The organism is Catenulispora pinisilvae (genome assembly GCF_015356865.1).
Classification (GTDB): domain Bacteria; phylum Actinomycetota; class Actinomycetes; order Streptomycetales; family Catenulisporaceae; genus Catenulispora; species Catenulispora pinisilvae.
This window is the reverse complement of record NZ_JAAFZA010000091.1, coordinates 1-19,987: the sequence shown is the minus strand read 5'-3', so window position 1 is coordinate 19,987 and position 19,987 is coordinate 1. Positions and strand designations below refer to the sequence as shown.

The 19,987-nt window shown below is 72.0% G+C and carries 21 protein-coding genes; 18 read left to right on the top strand and 3 right to left on the bottom strand.

Annotated elements, in window-relative coordinates:
- Positions 1-149: 149 nt before the first annotated feature.
- Positions 150-1,064, top strand: a complete 915-nt coding sequence (locus IZR01_RS24050; protein ID WP_194899270.1) for an ABC transporter substrate-binding protein — start codon at positions 150-152, stop codon at positions 1,062-1,064.
- A gap of 106 nt (positions 1,065-1,170) precedes the next feature.
- Here the strand turns inward: IZR01_RS24050 and IZR01_RS24045 are convergent, their stop codons facing one another.
- The gene (locus IZR01_RS24045) at positions 1,171-1,608 is read right to left on the bottom strand and encodes a CBS domain-containing protein (protein ID WP_194899271.1); all 438 of its coding nucleotides are present in this window, start codon (positions 1,606-1,608) and stop codon (positions 1,171-1,173) included.
- A gap of 213 nt (positions 1,609-1,821) precedes the next feature.
- On the opposite strand from IZR01_RS24045, the gene IZR01_RS24040 reads away from it, so the two are divergent.
- From IZR01_RS24040 to IZR01_RS24010, 7 genes are all read left to right on the top strand, one after another.
- Positions 1,822-2,877 carry a hypothetical protein gene (locus tag IZR01_RS24040; protein ID WP_194899272.1) on the top strand — a complete coding sequence of 352 codons (1,056 nt, stop codon included), beginning with the start codon at positions 1,822-1,824 and terminating at the stop codon, positions 2,875-2,877.
- A complete protein-coding gene (locus IZR01_RS24035; protein WP_194925180.1) occupies positions 2,874-3,884 on the top strand; it encodes a DUF4129 domain-containing protein in 1,011 nt (336 codons plus the stop codon). Before IZR01_RS24040 ends, IZR01_RS24035 begins: the two co-directional genes overlap by 4 nt.
- The gene (locus IZR01_RS24030) at positions 3,881-4,510 is read left to right on the top strand and encodes a hypothetical protein (protein WP_194925179.1); all 630 of its coding nucleotides are present in this window, start codon (positions 3,881-3,883) and stop codon (positions 4,508-4,510) included. Before IZR01_RS24035 ends, IZR01_RS24030 begins: the two co-directional genes overlap by 4 nt.
- Positions 4,511-4,611: 101 nt before the next feature.
- Positions 4,612-5,694 carry an AAA family ATPase gene (locus IZR01_RS24025; protein ID WP_228560100.1) on the top strand — a complete coding sequence of 361 codons (1,083 nt, stop codon included), beginning with the start codon at positions 4,612-4,614 and terminating at the stop codon, positions 5,692-5,694.
- A complete protein-coding gene (locus IZR01_RS24020) occupies positions 5,691-7,181 on the top strand; it encodes a DUF58 domain-containing protein (RefSeq protein WP_194925177.1) in 1,491 nt (496 codons plus the stop codon). Before IZR01_RS24025 ends, IZR01_RS24020 begins: the two co-directional genes overlap by 4 nt.
- The gene (locus IZR01_RS24015; protein WP_194925176.1) at positions 7,178-7,807 is read left to right on the top strand and encodes a hypothetical protein; all 630 of its coding nucleotides are present in this window, start codon (positions 7,178-7,180) and stop codon (positions 7,805-7,807) included. The genes IZR01_RS24020 and IZR01_RS24015 overlap by 4 nt, the downstream gene beginning before the upstream one ends.
- A 39-nt stretch (positions 7,808-7,846) precedes the next feature.
- Positions 7,847-8,293, top strand: coding sequence for a DUF3817 domain-containing protein (locus IZR01_RS24010; protein WP_194925175.1), 447 nt, complete (start codon positions 7,847-7,849; stop codon positions 8,291-8,293).
- Here IZR01_RS24010 and IZR01_RS24005 read toward each other — a convergent pair.
- The gene (locus tag IZR01_RS24005) at positions 8,253-9,146 is read right to left on the bottom strand and encodes an SURF1 family protein (RefSeq protein WP_194925174.1); all 894 of its coding nucleotides are present in this window, start codon (positions 9,144-9,146) and stop codon (positions 8,253-8,255) included. The two genes, IZR01_RS24010 and IZR01_RS24005, sit on opposite strands and share 41 nt — an antisense overlap.
- A gap of 260 nt (positions 9,147-9,406) precedes the next feature.
- On the opposite strand from IZR01_RS24005, the gene IZR01_RS24000 reads away from it, so the two are divergent.
- The 8 genes from IZR01_RS24000 (at position 9,407) to IZR01_RS23965 (ending at position 16,810) form a co-directional block, all read left to right on the top strand.
- Complete coding sequence (locus IZR01_RS24000) at positions 9,407-10,189, top strand: PP2C family protein-serine/threonine phosphatase (protein WP_194897956.1); 783 nt, start codon at positions 9,407-9,409, stop codon at positions 10,187-10,189.
- 4 nt (positions 10,190-10,193) lie between these two features.
- Positions 10,194-10,676 carry an SRPBCC family protein gene (locus IZR01_RS23995; protein ID WP_194897957.1) on the top strand — a complete coding sequence of 161 codons (483 nt, stop codon included), beginning with the start codon at positions 10,194-10,196 and terminating at the stop codon, positions 10,674-10,676.
- 169 nt (positions 10,677-10,845) lie between these two features.
- Positions 10,846-11,556, top strand: a complete 711-nt coding sequence (locus IZR01_RS23990; protein ID WP_194925173.1) for a hypothetical protein — start codon at positions 10,846-10,848, stop codon at positions 11,554-11,556.
- A gap of 130 nt (positions 11,557-11,686) precedes the next feature.
- A complete protein-coding gene (locus IZR01_RS23985; RefSeq protein WP_194925172.1) occupies positions 11,687-12,523 on the top strand; it encodes a YcnI family copper-binding membrane protein in 837 nt (278 codons plus the stop codon).
- 27 nt (positions 12,524-12,550) lie between these two features.
- On the top strand, positions 12,551-13,204 hold the full coding sequence (locus IZR01_RS23980; RefSeq protein ID WP_194925171.1) for an SCO family protein: 654 nt from the start codon (positions 12,551-12,553) through the stop codon (positions 13,202-13,204).
- Entirely contained in the window at positions 13,201-13,680 is a 480-nt protein-coding gene (locus tag IZR01_RS23975) for a copper chaperone PCu(A)C (RefSeq protein ID WP_194925170.1), read from the top strand. The genes IZR01_RS23980 and IZR01_RS23975 overlap by 4 nt, the downstream gene beginning before the upstream one ends.
- A 95-nt stretch (positions 13,681-13,775) precedes the next feature.
- A complete protein-coding gene (locus IZR01_RS23970; RefSeq protein ID WP_194925169.1) occupies positions 13,776-15,557 on the top strand; it encodes a copper resistance CopC/CopD family protein in 1,782 nt (593 codons plus the stop codon).
- Positions 15,554-16,810 carry a Dyp-type peroxidase gene (locus IZR01_RS23965; protein ID WP_323747080.1) on the top strand — a complete coding sequence of 419 codons (1,257 nt, stop codon included), beginning with the start codon at positions 15,554-15,556 and terminating at the stop codon, positions 16,808-16,810. Before IZR01_RS23970 ends, IZR01_RS23965 begins: the two co-directional genes overlap by 4 nt.
- A gap of 25 nt (positions 16,811-16,835) precedes the next feature.
- Here IZR01_RS23965 and IZR01_RS23960 read toward each other — a convergent pair whose 3' ends face one another.
- Positions 16,836-17,681, bottom strand: a complete 846-nt coding sequence (locus IZR01_RS23960; protein WP_194925167.1) for a hypothetical protein — start codon at positions 17,679-17,681, stop codon at positions 16,836-16,838.
- 116 nt (positions 17,682-17,797) lie between these two features.
- On the opposite strand from IZR01_RS23960, the gene IZR01_RS23955 reads away from it, so the two are divergent.
- On the top strand, positions 17,798-18,313 hold the full coding sequence (locus IZR01_RS23955; protein ID WP_194897965.1) for a VOC family protein: 516 nt from the start codon (positions 17,798-17,800) through the stop codon (positions 18,311-18,313).
- Positions 18,314-18,430: 117 nt separating this feature from the next.
- Positions 18,431-19,942 carry a hypothetical protein gene (locus IZR01_RS23950; RefSeq protein WP_194925166.1) on the top strand — a complete coding sequence of 504 codons (1,512 nt, stop codon included), beginning with the start codon at positions 18,431-18,433 and terminating at the stop codon, positions 19,940-19,942.
- The last annotated feature ends 45 nt before the right edge of the window (positions 19,943-19,987 follow it).

The window sequence follows — 19,987 nt, the reverse complement described above, 5'->3', positions numbered from 1 at the left end:
AGGCCCCGCCACAGCATCTTGATCCAGACCGTGCCGGTCGCGACGCCATCCGGTCTCGAAAAGGTCTCGAAACCGCGTTGCGGGAAGGCTGCCCATGTCGGCAGGGGTTGCTAGGTTCGGTATGTCTATGTGTCTGGAGGGGATTTAACATGCAAATTCGTAAGGCTGGTTCGAAAACCCGCGTAGTGGGCGCGGCCCTGGCCCTCGCCCTGGCCGCCACCGGTGCGCTGAGCGCGTGCTCGTCGAGTTCCAAGAGCGGCTCGAAGGTGGTCGTGGCCTCGGCCGCGTTCCCGGAGAACGTGCTGCTGATGGAGATCTACGCGCAGGCACTGGAAGCCAAGGGCATCTCGGTGGACCGCAAACCCAACGTGGGGCAGCGCGACGTGCTGTTCCAGCAGTTGAAGTCGGACGCCATCACGGTGGTCCCGGAGTACAACGGCGCGCTGCTGGCCTACCTGGACAAGACCTCGACCGAGACCTCGCTGGCCGGCGTGGACGCGGCCGTGACCGCGAAGCTGCCGAGCACCCTGGAGATCCTTCAGCCGGCCGCCGCCCAGGACAACGACTCCCTGGTCGTCACCCAGGCACTGGCCACGAAGGACAACCTGAAGAACATCTCCGACCTCGCGCCCTACGCCAAGGACCTGGTCATCGGCTCGGCGCCGGAGTTCAAGACGCGGCAGCAGGGCCTGCTGGGCCTACAGAGCGTCTACGGGCTGTCCTTCAAGGACTTCAAGGCGCTGGACAACTCCGGCCCGCAGACCATCTCGGCGCTCCAGCACGGCGACGCGCAGGTCGTCGACCTCTACAGCACCACCCCGGCCATCAAGACCAACGGCTTCGTGGTGCTGAACGACGACAAGGGCCTGTTCGGCGTGCAGAACGTGATCCCGCTGGTGGACAAGAAGAACCTGCCGCAGGCCGGGGTCGACGCGCTGAACGCGGTGTCGGCGAAGCTGGACACCACCACGCTGACCTCGCTGCTGGAGCAGGTCGTCACCGAGAAGAAGGACACCTCGGACGTGGCCAAGGCCTGGCTGACGTCCGTGGGTCTGGGCAAGTAGCGCGAACAAGCAGCGCGACCGGGTAGCGCGACAACAGCACAAACGCCGGGCCGGCGGTCAGGGAGACCACCGGCCCGGCGTCAGGGCTGTCAACGAGCTGACCTCTTTACGGCAGCTTGTCCTTGTGGCCCGACTTCGAGATCAGGGCCATCAGCTCGCCGACCGCCGCGGTCGGCAAATTCTTGGCCAAATCCGCGATCCCGACCACGCCGACCAGCTTGCCGGCCGAGACCACCGGCAGCCGCCGGATCCGGTTGCGGCCCATGGTCTCCACCGCGTTGGTCACCGAGGCATCGGCGTCGGCGGTGTGGATGCCGCCGCGCATCAGCTCCCCGGCCTGCCGGATGGTCGGGTCGTCGTTCGAGGCCACCGCCTCGACCACCAGGTCACGATCCGTAAGCATGCCCATCAGCTTGCCGGCGCCGTCGACCACCGGGACGCAGCCGACGTCCTCGTCCCGCATCACCCGGGCCACGTGCACCAGGTTGTCCGATTCCAGCACCGACTTGGGCGCCTCGGTCATCACATCGCGGACCGTGACCATACATCCTCCTGCGGTGGACCGGAGTACCCGGGAATGGGGGGTTTCTCTGATCAGCTTGGCAACATCCGGACCACACCGCTTTGTCATGATCTGCCAGCCGGGTTACCGCGCGCAGGCGAGATCACACCCGACGTGATTCCTCCAAACGGGTTATCCTCGGCCGTGGCGTAGCCGACAAGTAGCCTGACGGAGCGCACAGGGGGGAGCCACACCATGACCGAGGCCGTCACGACGGCCCTTGCCGGATCCGCGCCGGTACCGGCACCGAAGGTGACGCTCCCCCGGGAGCTGTTCCGGGTGCTGCGGGTGTGGCCGGACTGGCTGTTCGGGATGTTCGCCTCGATGGGCCTGGGACTGGCCACCGGCGCCTTCCTGTACTGGGACCCGTTCAGCGGCCGGGTGCGCGATCCGCTCACCCTGATCGTCACCATCGTGCTGACCGCGGCCGCCGACGCCTCGCTGACCAACCAGCTGGCCGCCGAGCCGGAGTGGGCGATCAGGGTACTGACCGGCGGCGGCGACCCGGCGCGGATGCTGCGGGTGCGCAACCAGGTGCTCTACATCTTCGAGGCCGGATTCGCCTTCGGGGTCGCGGCCCTGGTGATCGTGCTGACCAAGGACCACCACTGGGTCAAGCACAACTGGCCGATCATCGCCGAGCTGCCGCTGGCCCCGATCGCGGCCGGCAATCTGGCCTCGGTGCTGTTCCCGTGCCCGTTCATGCGGCTGCGCCACCGGTTGCAGGCCACGACCACCTGGCCGCGCTGGGGCGCCTACATAGGCATCCCGTTCGCCCTGACCTCGCTGGGCACCGCCACCGTCATGGGCTTCCCGGCCTGGATGGAGCAGCAGGTCAAGCACTCGGCGGCGAAGATGCACCACCGGCCGTCCTGGTTGACCGCCGACAACATCCACTACGCCACCTGGCTGATCGCGGTGCCGGTGCTCAATCTGCTGATCTGGGCGATCGCGCTGAAGGCCGCGGACAGCCTGGCGCACCTGCGCCGGCACCAGCTGGTCACCCTGATGCGCAAGCACACCGAGCTGGCCCAGGACATGGACGACATCTCGCTGTGGGAGGCCGTCCGGGCCCTGCCGGCCAACCTGAAGCAGATCCCGTCCGAGGTGCGCGACATCGCGACCGTCGAGATCGAGGAGGTCCGGCAGGTCGGCGGGCACCTGGACCGCGGTCTGGAGCACGCGCTGGCCCGGCAGGCCGCGAAGATCCGCGCCCGGCGCGCGGCGGAGCAGAGCTCCGGCGTCGCATGACCGGGAACCCCAGACGCCGGCTGCCGGCCGCGGTGGTCGTCATCGCCGTCGCGGCGATGGCGGTGGCCGGACGCCGGGACGACGGGCTGGACGCCGGGCTCGGGAACGGCCCGTGGATGGCCGGCCGGCCGATCGCGGCCATGCTCGCGGCCGTCGCGTTGATCGTCATCGCCGCCCGGTTCGCCAGGCACCGGGACGACGGGTACGGCGTCCTGCACCGGGCCGGCACCGCGACCGCCGTGCTGCTGTACGCCGCCGCCGTGCTGACCCCGATCGGGCTGCTGTTCTTCGGACGGCCGCCCGGGAACCCGATTCCGCCGCCGGTCGCCGACGGGACGGGCGGCTCCATGAACCCCCCGCCGCCGATGACCATGGACGGCCGACATGGCAAGCCCCACCGCGGCCTGGACTGGGCCGACATCATCGTCCTGACCGTGCTGTCGCTGATCGTGGCGACGATCGTGGTGCTGCTCGTCTACGCCCTGATCAAGCTGCTGTCCCGGATCCGGCTCAACCGGCAGCCGCTGCACCTGATCGACTTCACGCCGCTGGACGCGGACCTCGAACAGCTCGCCGAGGCGGTCGAGGCCGGCGCTGAAGCGCTGGAGTACGAGGGCGACGCCCGCGAGGCGGTCATCGCCTGCTACTCGGCGATGGAGCTGGCGGTCAGCGCCGGCGGCGCCGGCCGGCGGGCCACCGACACCCCCGACGAGTTCCTGCGCCGGGTCACCGCCGCGCGGCTGATCCCCGAGGCACCGGCCGGCCGGCTCACCGAGCTGTTCCACGAGGCCCGGTTCTCCCGCCACCCGATCGACGAGACCCAGCGGGACGAGGCGCGCGAGGCGTTGCGGACGGTCTCCGAGCATCTGCGGGCCAGCATGGCCGCGCGGGCCGCGGCCTTGGCAGCGGCTCGGGCCGGCGAGAAGGCAGGCAATCAGGACGCCGCCGCTGAGGGCAGCGCTCAAGCCGGCGCAGGCGCGGCACAGTCCGCCGGGAGGGCCCGATGAGCGGACTGAACCGGGTCGCCGACCACCAGAGCTCTGAGCAGCGCACCCAGGAACGACGCCAGGGCACCGCCCCGAACAAGCCCGCGGACCCGCGCACCGAGCAAGCCCGGATCGAGTACAGCCGGTGGGTCGCCATCGGCGTGGCGCTGACCGCGATGACCGTCGTGGTCGCCGGCATGACCTGGCTCGTCCTGGGCGTGAAATGGCTGGGCCCGGCGCTCGCCGCCTGCGTCGGGACGATCGCGCTGGCCGCCTGGTACACCGTGTCCGGCCGCACGCTGGGGATGAACGGCGACGTGCGCGAGCGCGTACTGGAACGCCACTACATAGGTGTGGCCTGGTACGGCTCCATGCTCCGCAACACCCGCGAGCGCGGCGGCTACGAGCGCGGGCTGCGCCGGGAGCTGACCCGGCTGGCAGCCGCCCGGCTGGCCGAGCGGCACGGCGTGAACCTGTACCGGGACCCGCAGGCGGCGGCTGTGCTGATCGGCGCCGACCTGTGGCCGTTGGTGGACCCGAAGGCCGGCGCGATCGCGGCGGCCCAGGCCGGGCAGCCCGGCGCGCGCCCGCCCGAGGTCCCGATCCGCGCCGTCGCCGAGCTGATCGAACGGCTGGAGCGGATGTGAACGGGCTGTCAGACCAGACCGGAGGCGCGGACCCTGATACCGCCGCCGGCATCCCGGGGGCCGAGGGGGCCCTCGCGGAGGCACAGATAAGAGGAGACGCGATGTCCGACCAGCTGACCCCGGAGCAGACCTGCCGCAAGGCGCTCGCCGTGCTGGACGAGGTGGAGAAGGCCGTCGTCGGCAAGCGGGCCGCCCTGGAGCTGGTCCTGCTCGGCGTGCTGGCCGGCGGGCACGTGCTGATCGAGGACCTTCCCGGGCTCGGCAAGACCCTGATGGCCCGGTCCTTCGCCACCGCCCTGGGCCTGGACTTCACCCGCATCCAGTTCACGCCGGACCTGTTGCCCTCGGACGTCACCGGCGCTCCGTTCTACGATCAGCGCGGCGGCGACATGGTGTTCCGGCCGGGCCCGGTGTTCACCCAGCTGCTGCTGGCCGACGAGATCAACCGCACCCCGCCGAAGACCCAGGCGGCGCTGCTGGAGGCGATGGGCGAGGGCCAGGTGTCGGTGGACGGCAAGTCACACCAGCTGGACCCGGCCTTCGTGGTGCTGGCCACCGACAACCCGATCGAGTACGAGGGCACCTACGCGCTGCCAGAGGCCCAGCTGGACCGGTTCCTGCTGCGGGTCCGGATGGGCTACCTGCCGCCGTCGGATGAGGCCGCGATGCTGCTGCGCCGGCTGGACCGCAAGGCCGAGCGGGTGGAGCTGGCGCAGATCGTCGACGCCGAGCAGCTGCTGGCGATGCGCACCTCGCTGGAGTCGGTGGAGGTCTCGGCGGACGTCGTGGACTACGTGGTGGCGCTGGTCAACGCCACCCGCGCGGCCACCCAGGTGCAGGTCGGGGCCAGCCCGCGCGGCGGTCTGGCGCTGGTGCAGCTGGCCCGGGCGCGGGCGGTGCTGTCGGGCCGCGACTACGTGATCCCCGAGGACGTGAAGGCGGTCGCGGTCCCGGCGCTGGCGCACCGGATCACGCTGCGGCCCGAGCTGTGGGTGCGGCGGGTGTCGGCGGACGAGGTGGTGGCCTCGCTGCTGACCGCGACGGCCACGCCGCGGACGCTGCCGCGTCAGCAGGACGCGGCCGGCGGCGCGACCGTCGGTGCCGGGGGCGGCGCGGGTGCCGCGCCGAGTCCGGCGCGGCCGAACCCGGGCCCGGCGCAGAAGCCGGCCGGCGCGCACCGATGACCGAGCCGAAGCCGGAGTCCGGGGCGGGAGCGGCGTCAGGGCCGAATCCGGGGTCGCGGTCGGCCGGCACGGCTCCAAGCTCCGGCGCGCCGAAGCCGGCCATCTCCTCGCTCTCCTCGCTCTCGGCCCCGGCCCGACCCAAGCCGGGCCCGGCGGCCAAGACGGCGAAGCCCGCCCCGACCGTCTGGCGCCCCTCCCAGCGCGCCGCCCGCCTGCTGACCGCCGCGATCTGCGCGGTGGTCCCGGCGGTGCTGTTCGGCGCGTGGTGGTGCGTGCCGCTGGCCGCGGTGCCGCTGCTGATGCTCACCGCGCACGAAGGCGTCCACCCCAGCCGGATCCGCGCCCAGGTCGACGTCCCCGAGCGGCGCTGCTTCGAGGGCGAGACGCTGACCGCCGCCATCCGGCTGGCCGCCGACAGCTCCGCGGGCTGGACCCGCCAGGAGTACCTGCCGCCGCGCATCCGCGACGACCCCGAGTTCGGCGAGGTCCCCACGCCCTCGGGGCTGGAGCTGGAATCCCTGGAGCTGATCGACGGGGTCATCACGGTGCGGCTGCTGGTCCCGCGCTGGGGCCGCTGGTCGCTGGGCGCGGTGGCGATCGACGTCTACGACACCGCCGGCCTGCGCCTGACCTCGCTGCACGCCGAACTCGGCGAGGTCGAGGTCTTCCCGGTCCCGGCCCAAGACGACGCCACGCTGGCGCCGATGCGCTTCCCGGACCGCTTCGGCGAACACTCCGCGCGCATCCCGGGCGAAGGCGTGGAGTTCATCCAGGTGCGGCCGTACGTGTTCGGCGACCGCCAGCGCCGGATCAACTGGTCGGCCACCACCCGGCGGCGCGAACTCCAGGTCAACACCTTCGAGGCCGAACGCGCCGCGGAGGCGGTGATAGTCGTGGACGCGCTGTCGGACCTGCCGCAGCCACCGGATCCGGCCAACCTGTACCCGCGCTCGACCCTGGACACCGCGGTCCGCGGTGCCGCCGGGCTGGCCCAGGCCTATCTCAAGAACCACGACCGGATCGGCCTGGTGACGTTGTCGGGCCGGGTGCAGTGGCTGGCGCCGGGCTCGGGCAACGCGCACCTGTACCGGATCGCGCAGACCGTCATGGACCTGCGCAAGGACTTCACCTTCGAGCCGGGCCTGCTCAGCCGGCTGCCGACCCGGGTGCTGCCGACGGGCGCCGTGGTCTATCTGTTCAGCCCCCTGCTGGACCACAGCGTGGTGGAGGCGATCAGCGAGCTCGCCGACCGCGGCCACCCGCTGGTGGTGATCGACGTGCTGGCGCACGAGCCGGCCCCGACCACCGGCGCCAAGCCGGACCACCTGGACGCGCTGGCGCTGCGGCTGTGGCGGCTGGACCGGCAGGCGGTGCGGTTCGTACTCGGCGAGTTGGGGGTGCCGGTGGTGTCCTGGGACGGCATCGAACCCCTGGACCTGGCGCTGGCGCCGTTGCAGCACGCGCCCCTGGCCGGGAGGACACGATGAGCGCCGAGACCACCGGCTCCGGCCGCGAGGCACTGCTCACCAGCCCGCTGTTCTGGGCCGGCTACGGCGTGCTGATGGCGGTGATGGGCACCCGGCTGCCGATGTGGTCCTGGCCGCCGCCCCCGGACCAGATCCTCCTGCTGGGCTTCTGCGTGCTGGTGTTCGCCGCGCTGGCCCAGCCCTACGTCGGCCGCCCGGTGCTGGCCGCGGTGCGGGTGAACCACGTGGCGATAGCGCATCGCAACACCCTGCTGACCGGCGGGTTCGTGATGCTGGTCGCCTGCGAGAAGCCGCCGGCCTGGGCGGCCGGGGTCGACGCGCTGTTGCTGGCCGGCTACCTGGTGCTGACCGACGTCATCACGGTGCCGCCGGGCGTGCTGCGCCGGACCGCCTCCCCGGCGTTCCTGCTCCTGCTGGTCGCGGTGATCGCCGGGGCGACGGCGCTGGTCGCGCTGCCTTCGTCGAGCGGGGCGTACCGGCCGGTCCTGGCCGCGGCCGCCGGTGCCGCCGCACTCGGGGCCGCATTGGCGACCGCCTTCGGGAGGGCCGAAGTACGGCGAGTAGGCTCCACGGGACAACCGAAGGCCGAAACTGTGCCCGATAAGAGGCAGGCCGAAAAAGACTAGGCCGAAAAGACAAGGCCGAAAATTGGACAGGTCCTCCGAATGACGACGTTGACCTCCGGTGCCATCAAGCGCTACCGCGCGATGGCGCTGTTCACCGGCACCATGCTGCTACTGCTCACCTTCGTGGTCATCCCGCTACAGCTGTGGGCGCACAACAAGACCCTCGAGAAGCCGGTCGCCATGATCCACGGCTACGGCTACATGGTGTACCTGATCGTGGCTCTGGACCTGTGCCTGCGGGCCCGGTACAAGCCGATCCGCACCATCTTGATCCTGCTGGTCGGCGTGGTGCCGTTCCTGGCGTTCTACTACGAGCGCATCGTGGTGCGGGACACCCAGAAGCTGCTGGCCGAGTCGCAGGAGCGGGCCGCGAAGAAGAAGGCCAAGGCGGCGGCGAAGACCGCGAAGACGACGGCACGCGCCAAGGTCGCGGTCGGCGCGCCGGCTACGGAGCCGGAGCAGCCGGAGCCGGCTGCGGCTGAGTGAGGTCTTCGGCCTCCTCGCCGTCGTCCTCGTCCGCTTCGTCCCGGTCGGCTTCGTCCTCGGCCGCTTCGACGTCCTCATCTTCGTCGTCTTCTTCGGGGTCGGCCGGGTTCGCGAGCCGGCGGACGTAGGTCACGAACCACCACAGGCCGACGACGCCGAACAGCCACCACTGCAACGTGTAACCGACGTTGAGGATGTACCACGACGAGGTGTGCGGCGGCGCGGGTGCCGGGAGCACGGCGAGCTCGGCGCCGCCCGGGCCGGCCGGCGCGACGGTCAGCGCGTTGATGTAGGCCTGGTCCATGTCGCTGTACGGCCAGATGTTCACCAGCGAGGCGACGTCCACCGAGGCGATCAGGTGCGCCGGGTCCTTGGCCGCGGCGTCGACGGCGTCGGCCGGCGCGCCGTCGGCCGGTTCGGCGGCGGACAGCCAGCCGGTGACCGTGACCTGGCCGCTCGGGACCGCGGGCGGCGTGACCGGCTGCGCGCTCCAGCCCCGGCTGATCACCACCACGCTGCCGTCGGACAGCTTCAGCGGCGCGATCACGAGGTAGCCGATCCGGCCGTCCGGGAACCGGCGGTCCGGCACCAGCAGCTGGTGGCCGCCGTCGAAGACCCCGGAGACGGACACGGCGTGGCCCAGGGCGTCGTCGGTGGCCGGCGCACCGTCGCTGAGCAGGGTCGCCAGCGGGGCCGGGGTCACGTAGGCGGCCGCGGCCTTCGGGCTCAGCTTGTGCGTGCGGTGGGCCCGGGACCACTGCCACATCCCCAGCCCGACGAAGGCCACGGTGAGCACTGCCAGGGCCGTGATCGCCGCCAGCCAGGCGGGGCGGAACAGGAAGCGGTACTTCATCGCACCCAGCTTCCCACGCCTGTGAGAGCGGTAAGAATCGGGTTGCTTTTCAGCATGAAAACCACGGCTCCTACTACGTAGAGCGTCACTGAGGGAATACTCTGAGTGCGACGGACGGCGTCCATCTCGACGCCGCCTTGCCGTCGCTCGGCGTCCGCTGACGGCACGCCGACCCCCAGGTCTGTATACACAACGAACATCTGCGCACAATGAACTGGGCTCCGGATCACCGGGGCCCACGGCCCCGCGATGGAGGTGACGTGCACGGGCAGGAAACCAGGGCGCAGGCCCCCGACCCCGGGCGTCCCCGCGTCCCCAAGGACGACGACGCGCGCATCGTCGAACGGCTCCAGCGCTCGCTGCTGCCGTCGGTACTAGAGGTCAAGGGCCTGGTCACCGCCGCGGAGTACGTCCCGGCGGCCCGGCACCACAACGTCGGCGGCGACTGGTACGACGTCTTCGAACCGGTCCCGGGCACCGTCACCTGGGTGATCGGCGACGTCGCGGGCCACGGCTTCGGCGAGGCGGTGGTGATGGCCCAGCTGCGCAACGCGCTGCGGGCCTACGCCCTGGACACCGACGACCCCGCGGAGATCCTGCGCCGCCTGGACCGCTTCGTCACGGCCTACCTGCCGAACGACACCACGGCGACCGCCTGCGTCCTGATCCTGGACCGGACCACCGGCCTGGTCCGCTACAGCGGCGCCGGCCACCCGCCGCCGCTGCTGGTCGTGAAGCGCGCGGGCAGCTACCGCACGCAGTGGCTGGACCAGGCCAAAGGGCTGCCGCTGGGGGTCCGCGAATCCGAGCACCGGCCGGTGGCGCAGTTCACCCTGGTGCCCTCCGACACGCTGGTGCTGTACACCGACGGCCTGATCGAGAAGCCGGGCGACGACATCGGGGACGGCATGGAGCGGCTGCGCGCCGCGGCCGAGCTGTGCTGCGCCGAGCACCCGGAGTCCGTCTGCCGGCAGCTGATGAGCCTGCCCGGCGACGCCTACGCGGGCGACGACAGGGCTCTGCTTGTCAGCCGCATAGGCTGAACGCATGTACGCCACCCGACTGGTAGACCTCGATTTCCTGAACGAGGCCCCTGTCCGCCTGTCCTTCGCCCACACGTTGCAGGCCGCCCCGAAAGCGGTCTTCGACGCCATAGCGCACGACGTGGCGGCCCTCCCGCGCTGGTACGGCGTGGTCGCCACGGCCGAGTACGGCGGGCCGGAGCCGTTCGGCGTCGGGACCCGGCGCCGGGTCAAGCTGGTCGGCGGCGTGGCCTTCCACGAGCGGGTCCTGGCCTGGGACTCGCCGGACCGGTACGCGTACCGCATGGAGCGCACCAACGTCCCCGGCATCCGCGCCATGGCCGAGGAGTGGTCGGTGCTGGAGACCCCGGCCGGCACCCGCGTGGCGTGGACGATGGCGGTGGACGCGGTGCTGCCGGTCGCGGCGATGTTCCGGGCCTCGGCCCCGGGGATCGCGGTCGCCACGCGGCAGGCGTTGGGGCGGTTGGATCGGATGCTGGCGGCTTAGCGGGCGACTGCTTCGCGAGCGGCGGGTTAGCAGGGACGGGTTAGCGGCCGCGGCTTAGCAAGGGCTGCTTCGCAGCACCTTGCCACAGAGAGTCACCAGTGCGGTGCCCAACCAGCACAGACACCCCGCGCCCACCCCGCCGCCGGTCCCGAAGATCCCGCCTGGCAGCATGTCTGATGCCATGCCGACCATCCAGACCGCCACCGCGAGCGTCGCCCAGACGCCGGCGCCGACCCTGCGCGCGGGCCGCGCCGTGGTCTTCGCCGCGCTCTGTGTACTGGTCGGCGCGGTGGGGCACGACGCGTTCTCGGTCGGCGGGATCCCGGTCTGGGCGTTGCTGGTCGGGGGCGGTGCCACGTTCGCCGTGGTGCAGCCGTTCACCCGGCGGGAGCGCGGATTGCCGGTGATCCTGGCGCTGATGGCGGCGGTCCAGGTCGGGCTGCATGAGTTGTTCGCGGCCGCGCAGCGGGGCAGCGGGTCGATGAGCATGCCGATGGCGATGCCGGCCCGCGGCCGGTTCTGGTGCGGCCACAGTGAGCCGCCCGGCGTCACCCAGGCCGTGCACAACGTGGCCGGCGCCACCCCGTCGCAGCACTCGATGACCGTCGGCATGTGGGCCGCGCACCTCGTCGCCGCCCTGGTCGCCGCGTGGTGGCTGCGGCGCGGCGAGGCCGCGGTCTGGTCGCTGGCCCGGACGCTCGGGCTGGCCCTGGTCGCGCCGCTGGTCCTGCTGGTCGCGGCGGGGGTGCCGTGGACGCCGCCGCGCCTGGCCGCCGGCGCGCCGGTCACCACCGCCCCGGCCCGGCTGGGGCCCGGGCGGCTCCTGCGCTTCGATCTGGCCCGGCGCGGGCCGCCGATGACCGCCGCCGCATTCGCCTGACCCGCGTCCGACCCGTGGCGCCGTCCTTCGACGGCCGCGACTTCACCGCGCGCTTCACCCGATGCGGCTCACGACCGTCATCGATCCGCCACGCCGCCTAGAGCGCGTGGCTCTCATCCCCGGAAAGCGCATGTCCACAAAGCTCACCTCCGGCACCCGCCGGACCACCGTCCTGCTCGGCACCGCGGCCGTCTCGCTGATCGCCGCCGCCTCGGCCGCGCAGGCGCACGTCACCGTGAACCCCAACACCGAGCCGCAGGGCGGCTACACCAAGGTCTCCTTCCGCGTCCCGAACGAGGAGGCGAACGCCTCGACCACCAGCATCGAGGTCGACATCCCGGTCGACCACCCGATCGCCTCGGTCTCGATCCGGCCGGTCCCGGGCTGGACCGCGACCACCACCAGCAGCCGGCTGGCCACTCCGATCAAGACCCACGACGGCGAGCTCAGCCAGGCGGTCAGCAAGATCGTCTGGACCGGCGGCAAGATCGACCCGGGCCAGTTCCAGGAGTTCGACGTCTCACTCGGCCCGCTGCCGGCCGACACCGACAAGATCGTGTTCAAGGCGTTGCAGACCTACTCGGACGGCACCGTGGTGCGCTGGATCGACCTCCAGCAGCCCGGCCAGCCCGAGCCGGACCACCCGGCGCCGGTGCTGCACCTGACCCCGGCCGCGGCCGCCGCCAACACCGGCGGCAGCACCGGCAGTACAGGCAGTACAGGTGCCAGCACCGGCGGGACCGGCGGCACGGGTGGCAACACCGGCGCCGCCGCCCCGACCACCTCCCCCTCGGTGAGCCTCGCCGCGGACAACAGCGCCAAGCCCGCCGGCAGCGACACCGCGGCCCGCAGCCTCGGCATCGTCGGTCTCATCGTCGGTGCCCTGGGCTTCGGTACCGCGATCGTGGCCCTGCGGCGCAAGAACACCGCCGCGTCCCCCGCGTCCCCCTCACCCCAAGACCGATAACCCGACGACCCGGAGAGAAGAAGAATCATGAACCCGCGGTCCACCCGGATCGCACGCCTCGTCCCGATGGCCGCCGCCATCGGGACGCTGGCCGTGCTCGCCACCGCCTGCGCCAGCCCCTCCCAGGAGGTCGCGCAGGCCTCCGGCCAGGTCTCCACGCAGCAGTCCAAGTACAAGGGCACCGAGCTGGGGATCCCCACCCCGATCCCGCCGGTGACGCTCACCGACTTCAACGGCAAGCCCTACGACATCAAGGCGAACGCCGCCGGCAAGCTGACGCTGATCTACTTCGGCTACACGCACTGCCCCGACGAGTGCCCGACCACCATGGCCGACCTGGCCGCGGCCCTGCGCCTGACCCCGGCCGCCAAGCGCGCCGAGGTCCAGGTCCTGTTCGTCACCACCGACCCGGACCGGGACACCCCCTCGGTGATGAAGGCCTGGCTGGGCAAGTTCAACCCCTCCTTCATCGGCCTGACCGGCACCGTCGCCCAGGTCGACAACACCGCCAAGCTCGCCGCCACCCCGGTGCAGCCGCCGGTGAAGAACCCCGACGGCTCGATCGAGGTGGACCACGGCACCCAGGTCAACGCGTTCGGCGCGGACGGCTTGGCGCACGTGGTGTGGCTGTCCGACACCTCCCCGAGCGACATCGCCCACGACATCGCGCTGCTGACGTGAACCTCCCGCTCAAGGTCGGCGCGCTGGCCGCCCCGGTGGCGGTCCTGGCCGCCGGCGCGGCCCTGCTGGTGTGGTCCGGCGGCAGCGCCAGCGCCGGCGCCGCGCAGCTGAAGATCAACGACGCCTACGTCCGCGAGCCGGCCAACCCCGACGAGGCGGCGGCCTACTTCACCATCGCCAACGACGGCGGCACCGCCGACACCCTCACCAAGGTCGCGTCCTCGACCGGCCAGGCCTCGCTGCACGAGACGGTCGGGCCGAAGATGGTCGCGCTCGCCTCGGCCTCGGTCCCGGCGCACGGCACCCTGGACTTCTCCCCCGGCGGCAGCCACCTGATGATCGACGATCCGGGGCCGCTCACGCCGGGGACGAAGGTCCGGCTGACGTTCACCTTCGCCGCGTCGGCGCCGATCACGGTGACGGTGCCGGTGATCGGGATCGCCGATCCGGCCCCGGGCCAATCCTCAGGTCAATGAGGGGCGGCTTATCGGCGACCGGCGGCGCGGGGCGGGGCAGCGGCCGCGCGGCACAGACGAGCCGCGCGGTGCGAAGGGGCGGCGGTATACGCAACATGCGGCGTCACCTCATCGCGGTCCTGACAGCGGTCCTCTGCCTATGGGGCCTGGCTGCCGCGCCCGCCGCCTCCGCGCACGCCACCGTGGTCTCCACCGACCCGGCCGACGGCACCCTCCTGCCGACCGCCCCGACCCGCGTGACCGTCACCTACGACGAAGCCGTGTCGCTCCAACTCGGTGCGCTGCGCGTCTTCGCCCCCGACGGTTCACAGGTCGAGGTCGGTTCGGCCGACCACCTCGGCGGCAAGCCGCAGACCGCGAGCGTCGCGCTGAAGCCGGGCCTGAAGAACGGCACCTACGTCGCGTCCTGGCGCGTCATATCAGCGGATTCCCATCCGGTGCGCGGCGCGTGGACCTTCTCGATCGGCACCACCTCCACGCCGAACTCCGGCGGTGCCGAGGCCGCTCCGACCGGTTCCCGCACCGTCGGCGTCGTCTACGGCGTCGCCCGTTGGCTCGCCTATCTCGGCTTCGCGGCCCTGGCCGGCGGCGCGCTGCTGCTCATCGCGTTCGCGCCGAAGCTGGCGCACGACCGGCGGCTGCGCACGCTGATCGGGGCCGGCTGGTTCGCGCTGTTGCTGGGGACGATCGCGGCTCTGTTGTTGCAGGGCCCTTACGGCGGCGGCTACGGCATCGGCCGCGCCTTCGACACCGACGTGCTGCGCGCCACATTGCAAACCCGGCTCGGCAAGGCCCTGGCCTGGCGGCTGATGCTGCTCGGCGCGGCGGGCGTCATGGTGTCGTGGATCGCGACCCGGCTGGCCGACGTCTCGGTCCGGACCCGGCGAGTGGCGGGCGGCATCGGGGCGGCGATCGCCGTCGGCCTGGCGGCGACCTGGTCCGTCGCCGACCACTCCGGCACCGGATCACAGGTCGCGCTGGCACTCCCGGCGGACATGCTGCACCTGCTGGCGATGGCGACCTGGGTCGGCGGGCTGGCCGCGCTCGCCGCCTCGGTGCTCGGTCCGCGGGGGCAGGAGCCGGTGCAGGAACCGGCACAGGAACCGGCACAGGAACCGGCACCGGATGAGGAAGAACAACCTGCCCAAGCGCAGGCCTCCGGTATCACCGACGCCGCGCGCCTGACCCTCGTCCGCCGCTTCTCGACCACCGCCTTCGCAGCGGTCTGCGTCCTCGCCGCGACCGGCGTCTACCAGGGCTGGCGCGAGGTGCGGCACTGGGACGCGCTGTTCGACACCGACTACGGCCGGATGCTGATCATCAAGTCCGGCGCCTTCCTGGTCCTGTTGGCGCTGGGCTACCTCGCGCGGCGGATCCTGGCCGCGACCTCCCCGGACCTGGCACGGCTGCGACGCTCGGTCGCCGCCGAGTTCGGACTGGCGATCGTGGTGCTGGCGGTCACCGCGCTATTGGTGGAGTCGCAGCCGGCTTCGGAGGGCGCGGGCGCGCCGAACGCGGGACCTGCGCGGGCATCGGTGCCGTTCGACACCGGATCCGCCAACGGGACCGGCACGGTGAACGTCGCGCTGCAACCGGCGCGCGTCGGCCAGGACCAGCTCACCGTCGACGTCCTGGACAAGAACGGCACGCCGGAATCGGTGCCCGAGGTAGATGCCGCGCTGGCGTTGCCGACACAGCAGCTCGGCCCGATCCCGCTGAAGCTGCAATCCGCCGGACCGGGCCACTACACGGCGCCCGGCGCGGTGCTGCCGATGGCCGGGACCTGGCAGGTGCTGATCACGGTCCGCACTACCGACATCGACCAGACCACGGTCGTCCTCAACATCAATGTGCGCAAGTGGGTGAGAGTTCTGTGAAACGCCCATTCCCCAGCCGCCGCTCCTTCCTGGCCACCGGCGCCACCGGCCTCGGCGGCGTCGCGGTCGGAGCCGCGGCCTCCGCCCTTCTCTTCGACGACCACGCCTCGACTCCGGCCGCCGATCTGGTCACCGGCCTCGGCACCACGGCTGTCGCGACCCCATTTCCGCACCAGGCCGGCATCTCCGTCCCCGCGCGTCAGCAGGGTCACGGCACCGTCGTCGCGTTCGACCTCGTCGCCGACGCCGGCGCCGGTCAACTCAAAGCTCTGATGAAGGCGTGGACCGCCGCCATCGCCGACCTCACCGCGGGCCGCCTCCCGTCCGGCGGCGCTGAAGCCACCGACACCACCGCGCTGGGCAGCGGCCCCTGCTCGCTCACCATCACCGTCGGCTTCGGTCCTTCCCTGTTCGGCAAGGCAGGCGTCAATCCCGATGCGCGCCCGCCGGAATTGGCGCCGCTGCCCGCGTTCGGCACCGAACAGCTCGACGCCGCGCGCAGCGACGGCGACCTCGGCGTGGTGATCGCCGCCGACGACGCGCTGGTCGTCTTCCACGCGCTGCGCACCCTGACCCGCGCCGCCGCCGGGACGGCCACGCCGCGCTGGGTCATGTCCGGCTTCAGCCGCGCGCCCGGTTCCTCGCCCGACGCCACCTCCACCAGCCGCAATCTCATGGGCCAGCTCGACGGGACCAACAACCCCACCCCCGCGCAGCCCGGCTTCCAGGGCAGGATCCACGTCGCCGCCGACGCGCCGACCGCGTGGATGCGCGGCGGCTCGTACCTGGTCTTCCGGCGTATCAGGATGCTGCTGGACTCCTGGGACACGCAGACCACCGCCGAGCAGGAACGCGTCATCGGACGCCACAAGGACACCGGCGCCCCGCTGTCCGGCGGCACCGAGCACACCCCGGTCGACCTCTCCGGGCAGAACCCGGACGGCTCCCTGGCCATCCGCGGCGACGCCCACATCCGCCTCGCCGCCGCGGCGTCGAACGGCGGCGCCACCATTCTGCGCCGCGGTCTCAGCTACGACGACGGGCTCAAGCCCGACGGCCGGCCGGACGCCGGGCTGCTGTTCCTGGCGTGGCAGGCCGATCCGAACCACGGCTTCATCCCGGTGCAACAGCATCTGACGCGCAGCATGGACGCCTTGAACCGCTTCACCACACACGAGACCAGCGCGTTGTTCGCGATGGTCCCGGCCGCGGCTGCCAACGGCTATCTGGGACAGGCACTGCTCGAAGCCTGATACGAGTACGGGCTACGGACACTGACTACGGACACTGATATTTCAGGTCCCCGGCGCTCGCCGTCTCGGCACCGGAGGCGAGCACGCCGGGGTTGGTGATGCGGAAGGTGGCCGTGACGGTGCCACTGCCGGAGAGCTTCAACTGCCACGCCAGATGCACCTTCGGCGACTTACCGCTCACCGTCTCCGCACCCGCGACGGCCTGGGTGGTGTGGTTCTTCGCCGGGATGTCCCACTCGTAGTGCACGACTCCGGTCCCGCCGTTCGTCGTGAACTCCGCGACCATGTCGACCGAGGTGTCGCAGATCCCTGAGGGCTGCACGGGAGCGTCGTTGTGCACTGAGATGCTGGAGATCTGCACCGGGGTCGGGGTCTTCTTGTCCCGCAACTTGATACCGGCGAACACCGCCGCTCCGGCCACCGCGCCGACCAGCACGAGGCCGACCGACGTCCGGAAGAGCCGGCTGGGCAGCCCGTCCTTCAGGTCCTTCTTCACCGGCTCCTGAACCCCGTGCCCCTTGACCGGCCTGTCGCCGGGCCCGGACACCGGCTCGGACCCGAGCAGCAAGGCGACGGTCCGCTTCGCCGCCTCGGCCTGCGGCACCACCGGCGTGATCAGCCAGATCCGGCCCGCGTCCTGGACCAGGTCCAGCACCGGCAGCGTCCCGGGCAGCAGCCCGCCACGTGCCGCCACCGTCCGTTCGACCAGCCGCGCCACGCCGCCGGCCGCCTCGACCCGCGCGGGCTCGAACCGCAGCACGCCGAGCGGACGTCCGTCGGCCCCGGTGGCCGAGTACCACACGCCGTCGGAGCCGCGCAGCACCTCGGCTCCGAGCTTCAGCCCCACCCCGGGCAATCCGGCCTCGCTCAACGCACTCCCCCAGGTGGTCCCAGTCCTTGCGGCCGTACGCCTGATCCGCGCTTGCGGCAGTGTAGAGCGTCCGGCGACGATGGAGGTCGCCCCTGTCGGAAGAAAGCAGCCGAACGATGCCTGTCACCCGCCTCAACCACGCCGTGCTGTACGTCCGGGAACTCGAACGCAGCCTGGCCTTCTACCGCGACCTGCTCGGCTTCGAAACGCTGACCGAACTCCCCAACGCCGCCTTCCTGCGCGCCCCGGGCTCCACCAACGACCACGACCTGGGCCTGTTCGCGATCGGCTCCGCCGCCGGCTCCTCCGAGGCCGGCCGCTCCCGGGTTGGGCTGTACCACCTGGCCTGGGAGGTGGACACGCTGGCGGAACTGGCGCGCTTCGAGGAGAAGCTGAAGGCGCACGGCGCGCTGGTCGGCGCCAGCGACCACGGCACCACCAAGGCCCTGTACGCGCACGACCCCGACGGCCTGGAGTTCGAGATGTCGTGGCTGGTCCCCGCCGACCGGGTCGCCGACGCCCAACTGCCGGAGGGCTCGTTCGTCCTGCCGCTGGACCTGCGGCGCGAGATCGAGCGGTACGGTGCCGAAACGCGCGGCGGGGTCGGGATCTCGGACGTCTTCGCGCCCTGACGGCCGGGTCCAAGGTCGATGACAGGGAGCGGACATAGCGGTATGCTTGACAATTTTTCCGACTTCCGACTTCCGACTTCCGGATTACGGAGTGCGGAGCTGCGTCGGTGGGCGACCGTGCCGACCGAGGCGGAGGTGCTGGCGGTGGTGCGCACGGTGCCGTCGGCTCGGCGGCTGCTGGACGTCGCGGACGTCTTCGCCGGTGACCCGCGGATCGCGATCCACTGGGCGCTGGATCCGGGATCGGCGCTCGGCGGCGGGACTCGGGCGCTGTTGGAGGCGCGGGGGATCCGGCCGCTGTCGTTCAGTTCGGCGGCCAGTGGTGGTTCCGGGACTGGCGGCGGCTTGGGCACCGGCAACGACCGGCGCTGGCGGTTAGTGCTGGCGGCGAGCGAGAACAGCCCGCTGGACCAGATCAAGGCACCGATCCTGCTACTGCCACACGGCGCGGGGCACGGCAAGGGGATCGCGTCCGAACGCGTCACGCAGTGCGCTCCGGCCGCGATCGGGCTCGCGAACGCGCAGGACGCGGCGCGCTTGGCGTCGCTGTCACCCGCGTCGGGAGCGGCGGCGCGGGTGGTCGGCGACCCGTGCTGGGATCGGCTGGTCGCCAGCCGGCATCGGCGTTCGCGGTACCGGGCGGCGCTGGGTGTCGGCAGCTCGGCGCGGTTGCTGGTGCTGAGTTCGACGTGGGGGCCGCTGTCCCTGTTCAGCCGGCACACCGACCTCGCCGCGCGGCTGACCGCGACGTTGCCGTGGGACGCGTGGCGGGTGGCGATGGTGCTGCATCCGGGAGTGCGCGCGGTGCACGGCGACGACACGGTGTTCCGCTGGCTCCGTCCCGCGCTGGACCGTGGGCTGCTGTTGTTGGACTCGGACGACGAGTGGCGCGCGGGCCTGCTCGCCGCCGACGCGCTGATCGGCGACCACGGTTCGGTGACGCTCTATGGAGCGGCGCTGGGGGTGCCGACGGCGTTCGCGTGCTTCGGGTGGGAGGAGGTGGATCCGGAGGCGCCGATCGCGGGATTGGGGCGTGCGGGGAGATCCTTCGACGCGGACGGTGCGCTGCGCGACCAGGTGGCCGAGCTCGCCGACGGCGCGGGCGAACCGGGGCTGGCGGAGCGGGTCTTCGCGCATCAGGGGATGGCGTTGGAGCGGATCGCAGAGGTGGCATACGAACTGATGGGGATCCCGCGGATCCGGCAGGACGTGGCGCCGGTCGCCGTGCCGCTGCCGCGTGCGGCGCATCCGACGCCGAGCGCGTGGTGGTTCACGGCGAGCGCGGACGACGGCGGGGTCGCGGTCGAGCGCTACCCGGTATCGGAGAGTGTGCCGGGCGGCGCGCGGCTGCTGGCGCATGTTCACGGGCCGGACCCGCGCCAACCGGCTGTGGCGACGGTAGTGGTCGGGACGACGGATCTCGAAGCGTGTCCGGGGGCGTATGTCGCGGTGGAGGGGGCGGTGGTCACACTGCGCGGGCGTGGCGTGGTGGAGGTCGCGGGGGATTTGGATTCGGCGTTGGTGGGTGCGGCGCTGCACGCGTGGGTGTTTCAGCTCGGGCGCGCGGTGCCGGAAGAGCTGCGGGTCAATGGCAGTGACGTGCGGCTGACGGCCCGGCGGCAGGCATAGGCGGCTGGCCCGGCGAGCGCACCGCCCTCAGCCGGCCGGCCGGCC

Bases quoted from the DNA above. Each gene is read 5' to 3' on its own strand.
- IZR01_RS24050 (WP_194899270.1), top strand. From the start codon at position 150: ATGCAAATTCGTAAGGCTGGTTCGAAAACCCGCGTAGTGGGCGCGGCC.
- IZR01_RS24045 (WP_194899271.1), bottom strand. From the start codon at position 1,608: ATGGTCACGGTCCGCGATGTGATGACCGAGGCGCCCAAGTCGGTGCTG.
- IZR01_RS24040 (WP_194899272.1), top strand. From the start codon at position 1,822: ATGACCGAGGCCGTCACGACGGCCCTTGCCGGATCCGCGCCGGTACCG.
- IZR01_RS24035 (WP_194925180.1), top strand. From the start codon at position 2,874: ATGACCGGGAACCCCAGACGCCGGCTGCCGGCCGCGGTGGTCGTCATC.
- IZR01_RS24030 (WP_194925179.1), top strand. From the start codon at position 3,881: ATGAGCGGACTGAACCGGGTCGCCGACCACCAGAGCTCTGAGCAGCGC.
- IZR01_RS24025 (WP_228560100.1), top strand. From the start codon at position 4,612: ATGTCCGACCAGCTGACCCCGGAGCAGACCTGCCGCAAGGCGCTCGCC.
- IZR01_RS24020 (WP_194925177.1), top strand. From the start codon at position 5,691: ATGACCGAGCCGAAGCCGGAGTCCGGGGCGGGAGCGGCGTCAGGGCCG.
- IZR01_RS24015 (WP_194925176.1), top strand. From the start codon at position 7,178: ATGAGCGCCGAGACCACCGGCTCCGGCCGCGAGGCACTGCTCACCAGC.
- IZR01_RS24010 (WP_194925175.1), top strand. From the start codon at position 7,847: ATGACGACGTTGACCTCCGGTGCCATCAAGCGCTACCGCGCGATGGCG.
- IZR01_RS24005 (WP_194925174.1), bottom strand. From the start codon at position 9,146: ATGAAGTACCGCTTCCTGTTCCGCCCCGCCTGGCTGGCGGCGATCACG.
- IZR01_RS23995 (WP_194897957.1), top strand. From the start codon at position 10,194: ATGTACGCCACCCGACTGGTAGACCTCGATTTCCTGAACGAGGCCCCT.
- IZR01_RS23990 (WP_194925173.1), top strand. From the start codon at position 10,846: ATGTCTGATGCCATGCCGACCATCCAGACCGCCACCGCGAGCGTCGCC.
- IZR01_RS23985 (WP_194925172.1), top strand. From the start codon at position 11,687: ATGTCCACAAAGCTCACCTCCGGCACCCGCCGGACCACCGTCCTGCTC.
- IZR01_RS23980 (WP_194925171.1), top strand. From the start codon at position 12,551: ATGAACCCGCGGTCCACCCGGATCGCACGCCTCGTCCCGATGGCCGCC.
- IZR01_RS23970 (WP_194925169.1), top strand. From the start codon at position 13,776: ATGCGGCGTCACCTCATCGCGGTCCTGACAGCGGTCCTCTGCCTATGG.
- IZR01_RS23955 (WP_194897965.1), top strand. From the start codon at position 17,798: ATGCCTGTCACCCGCCTCAACCACGCCGTGCTGTACGTCCGGGAACTC.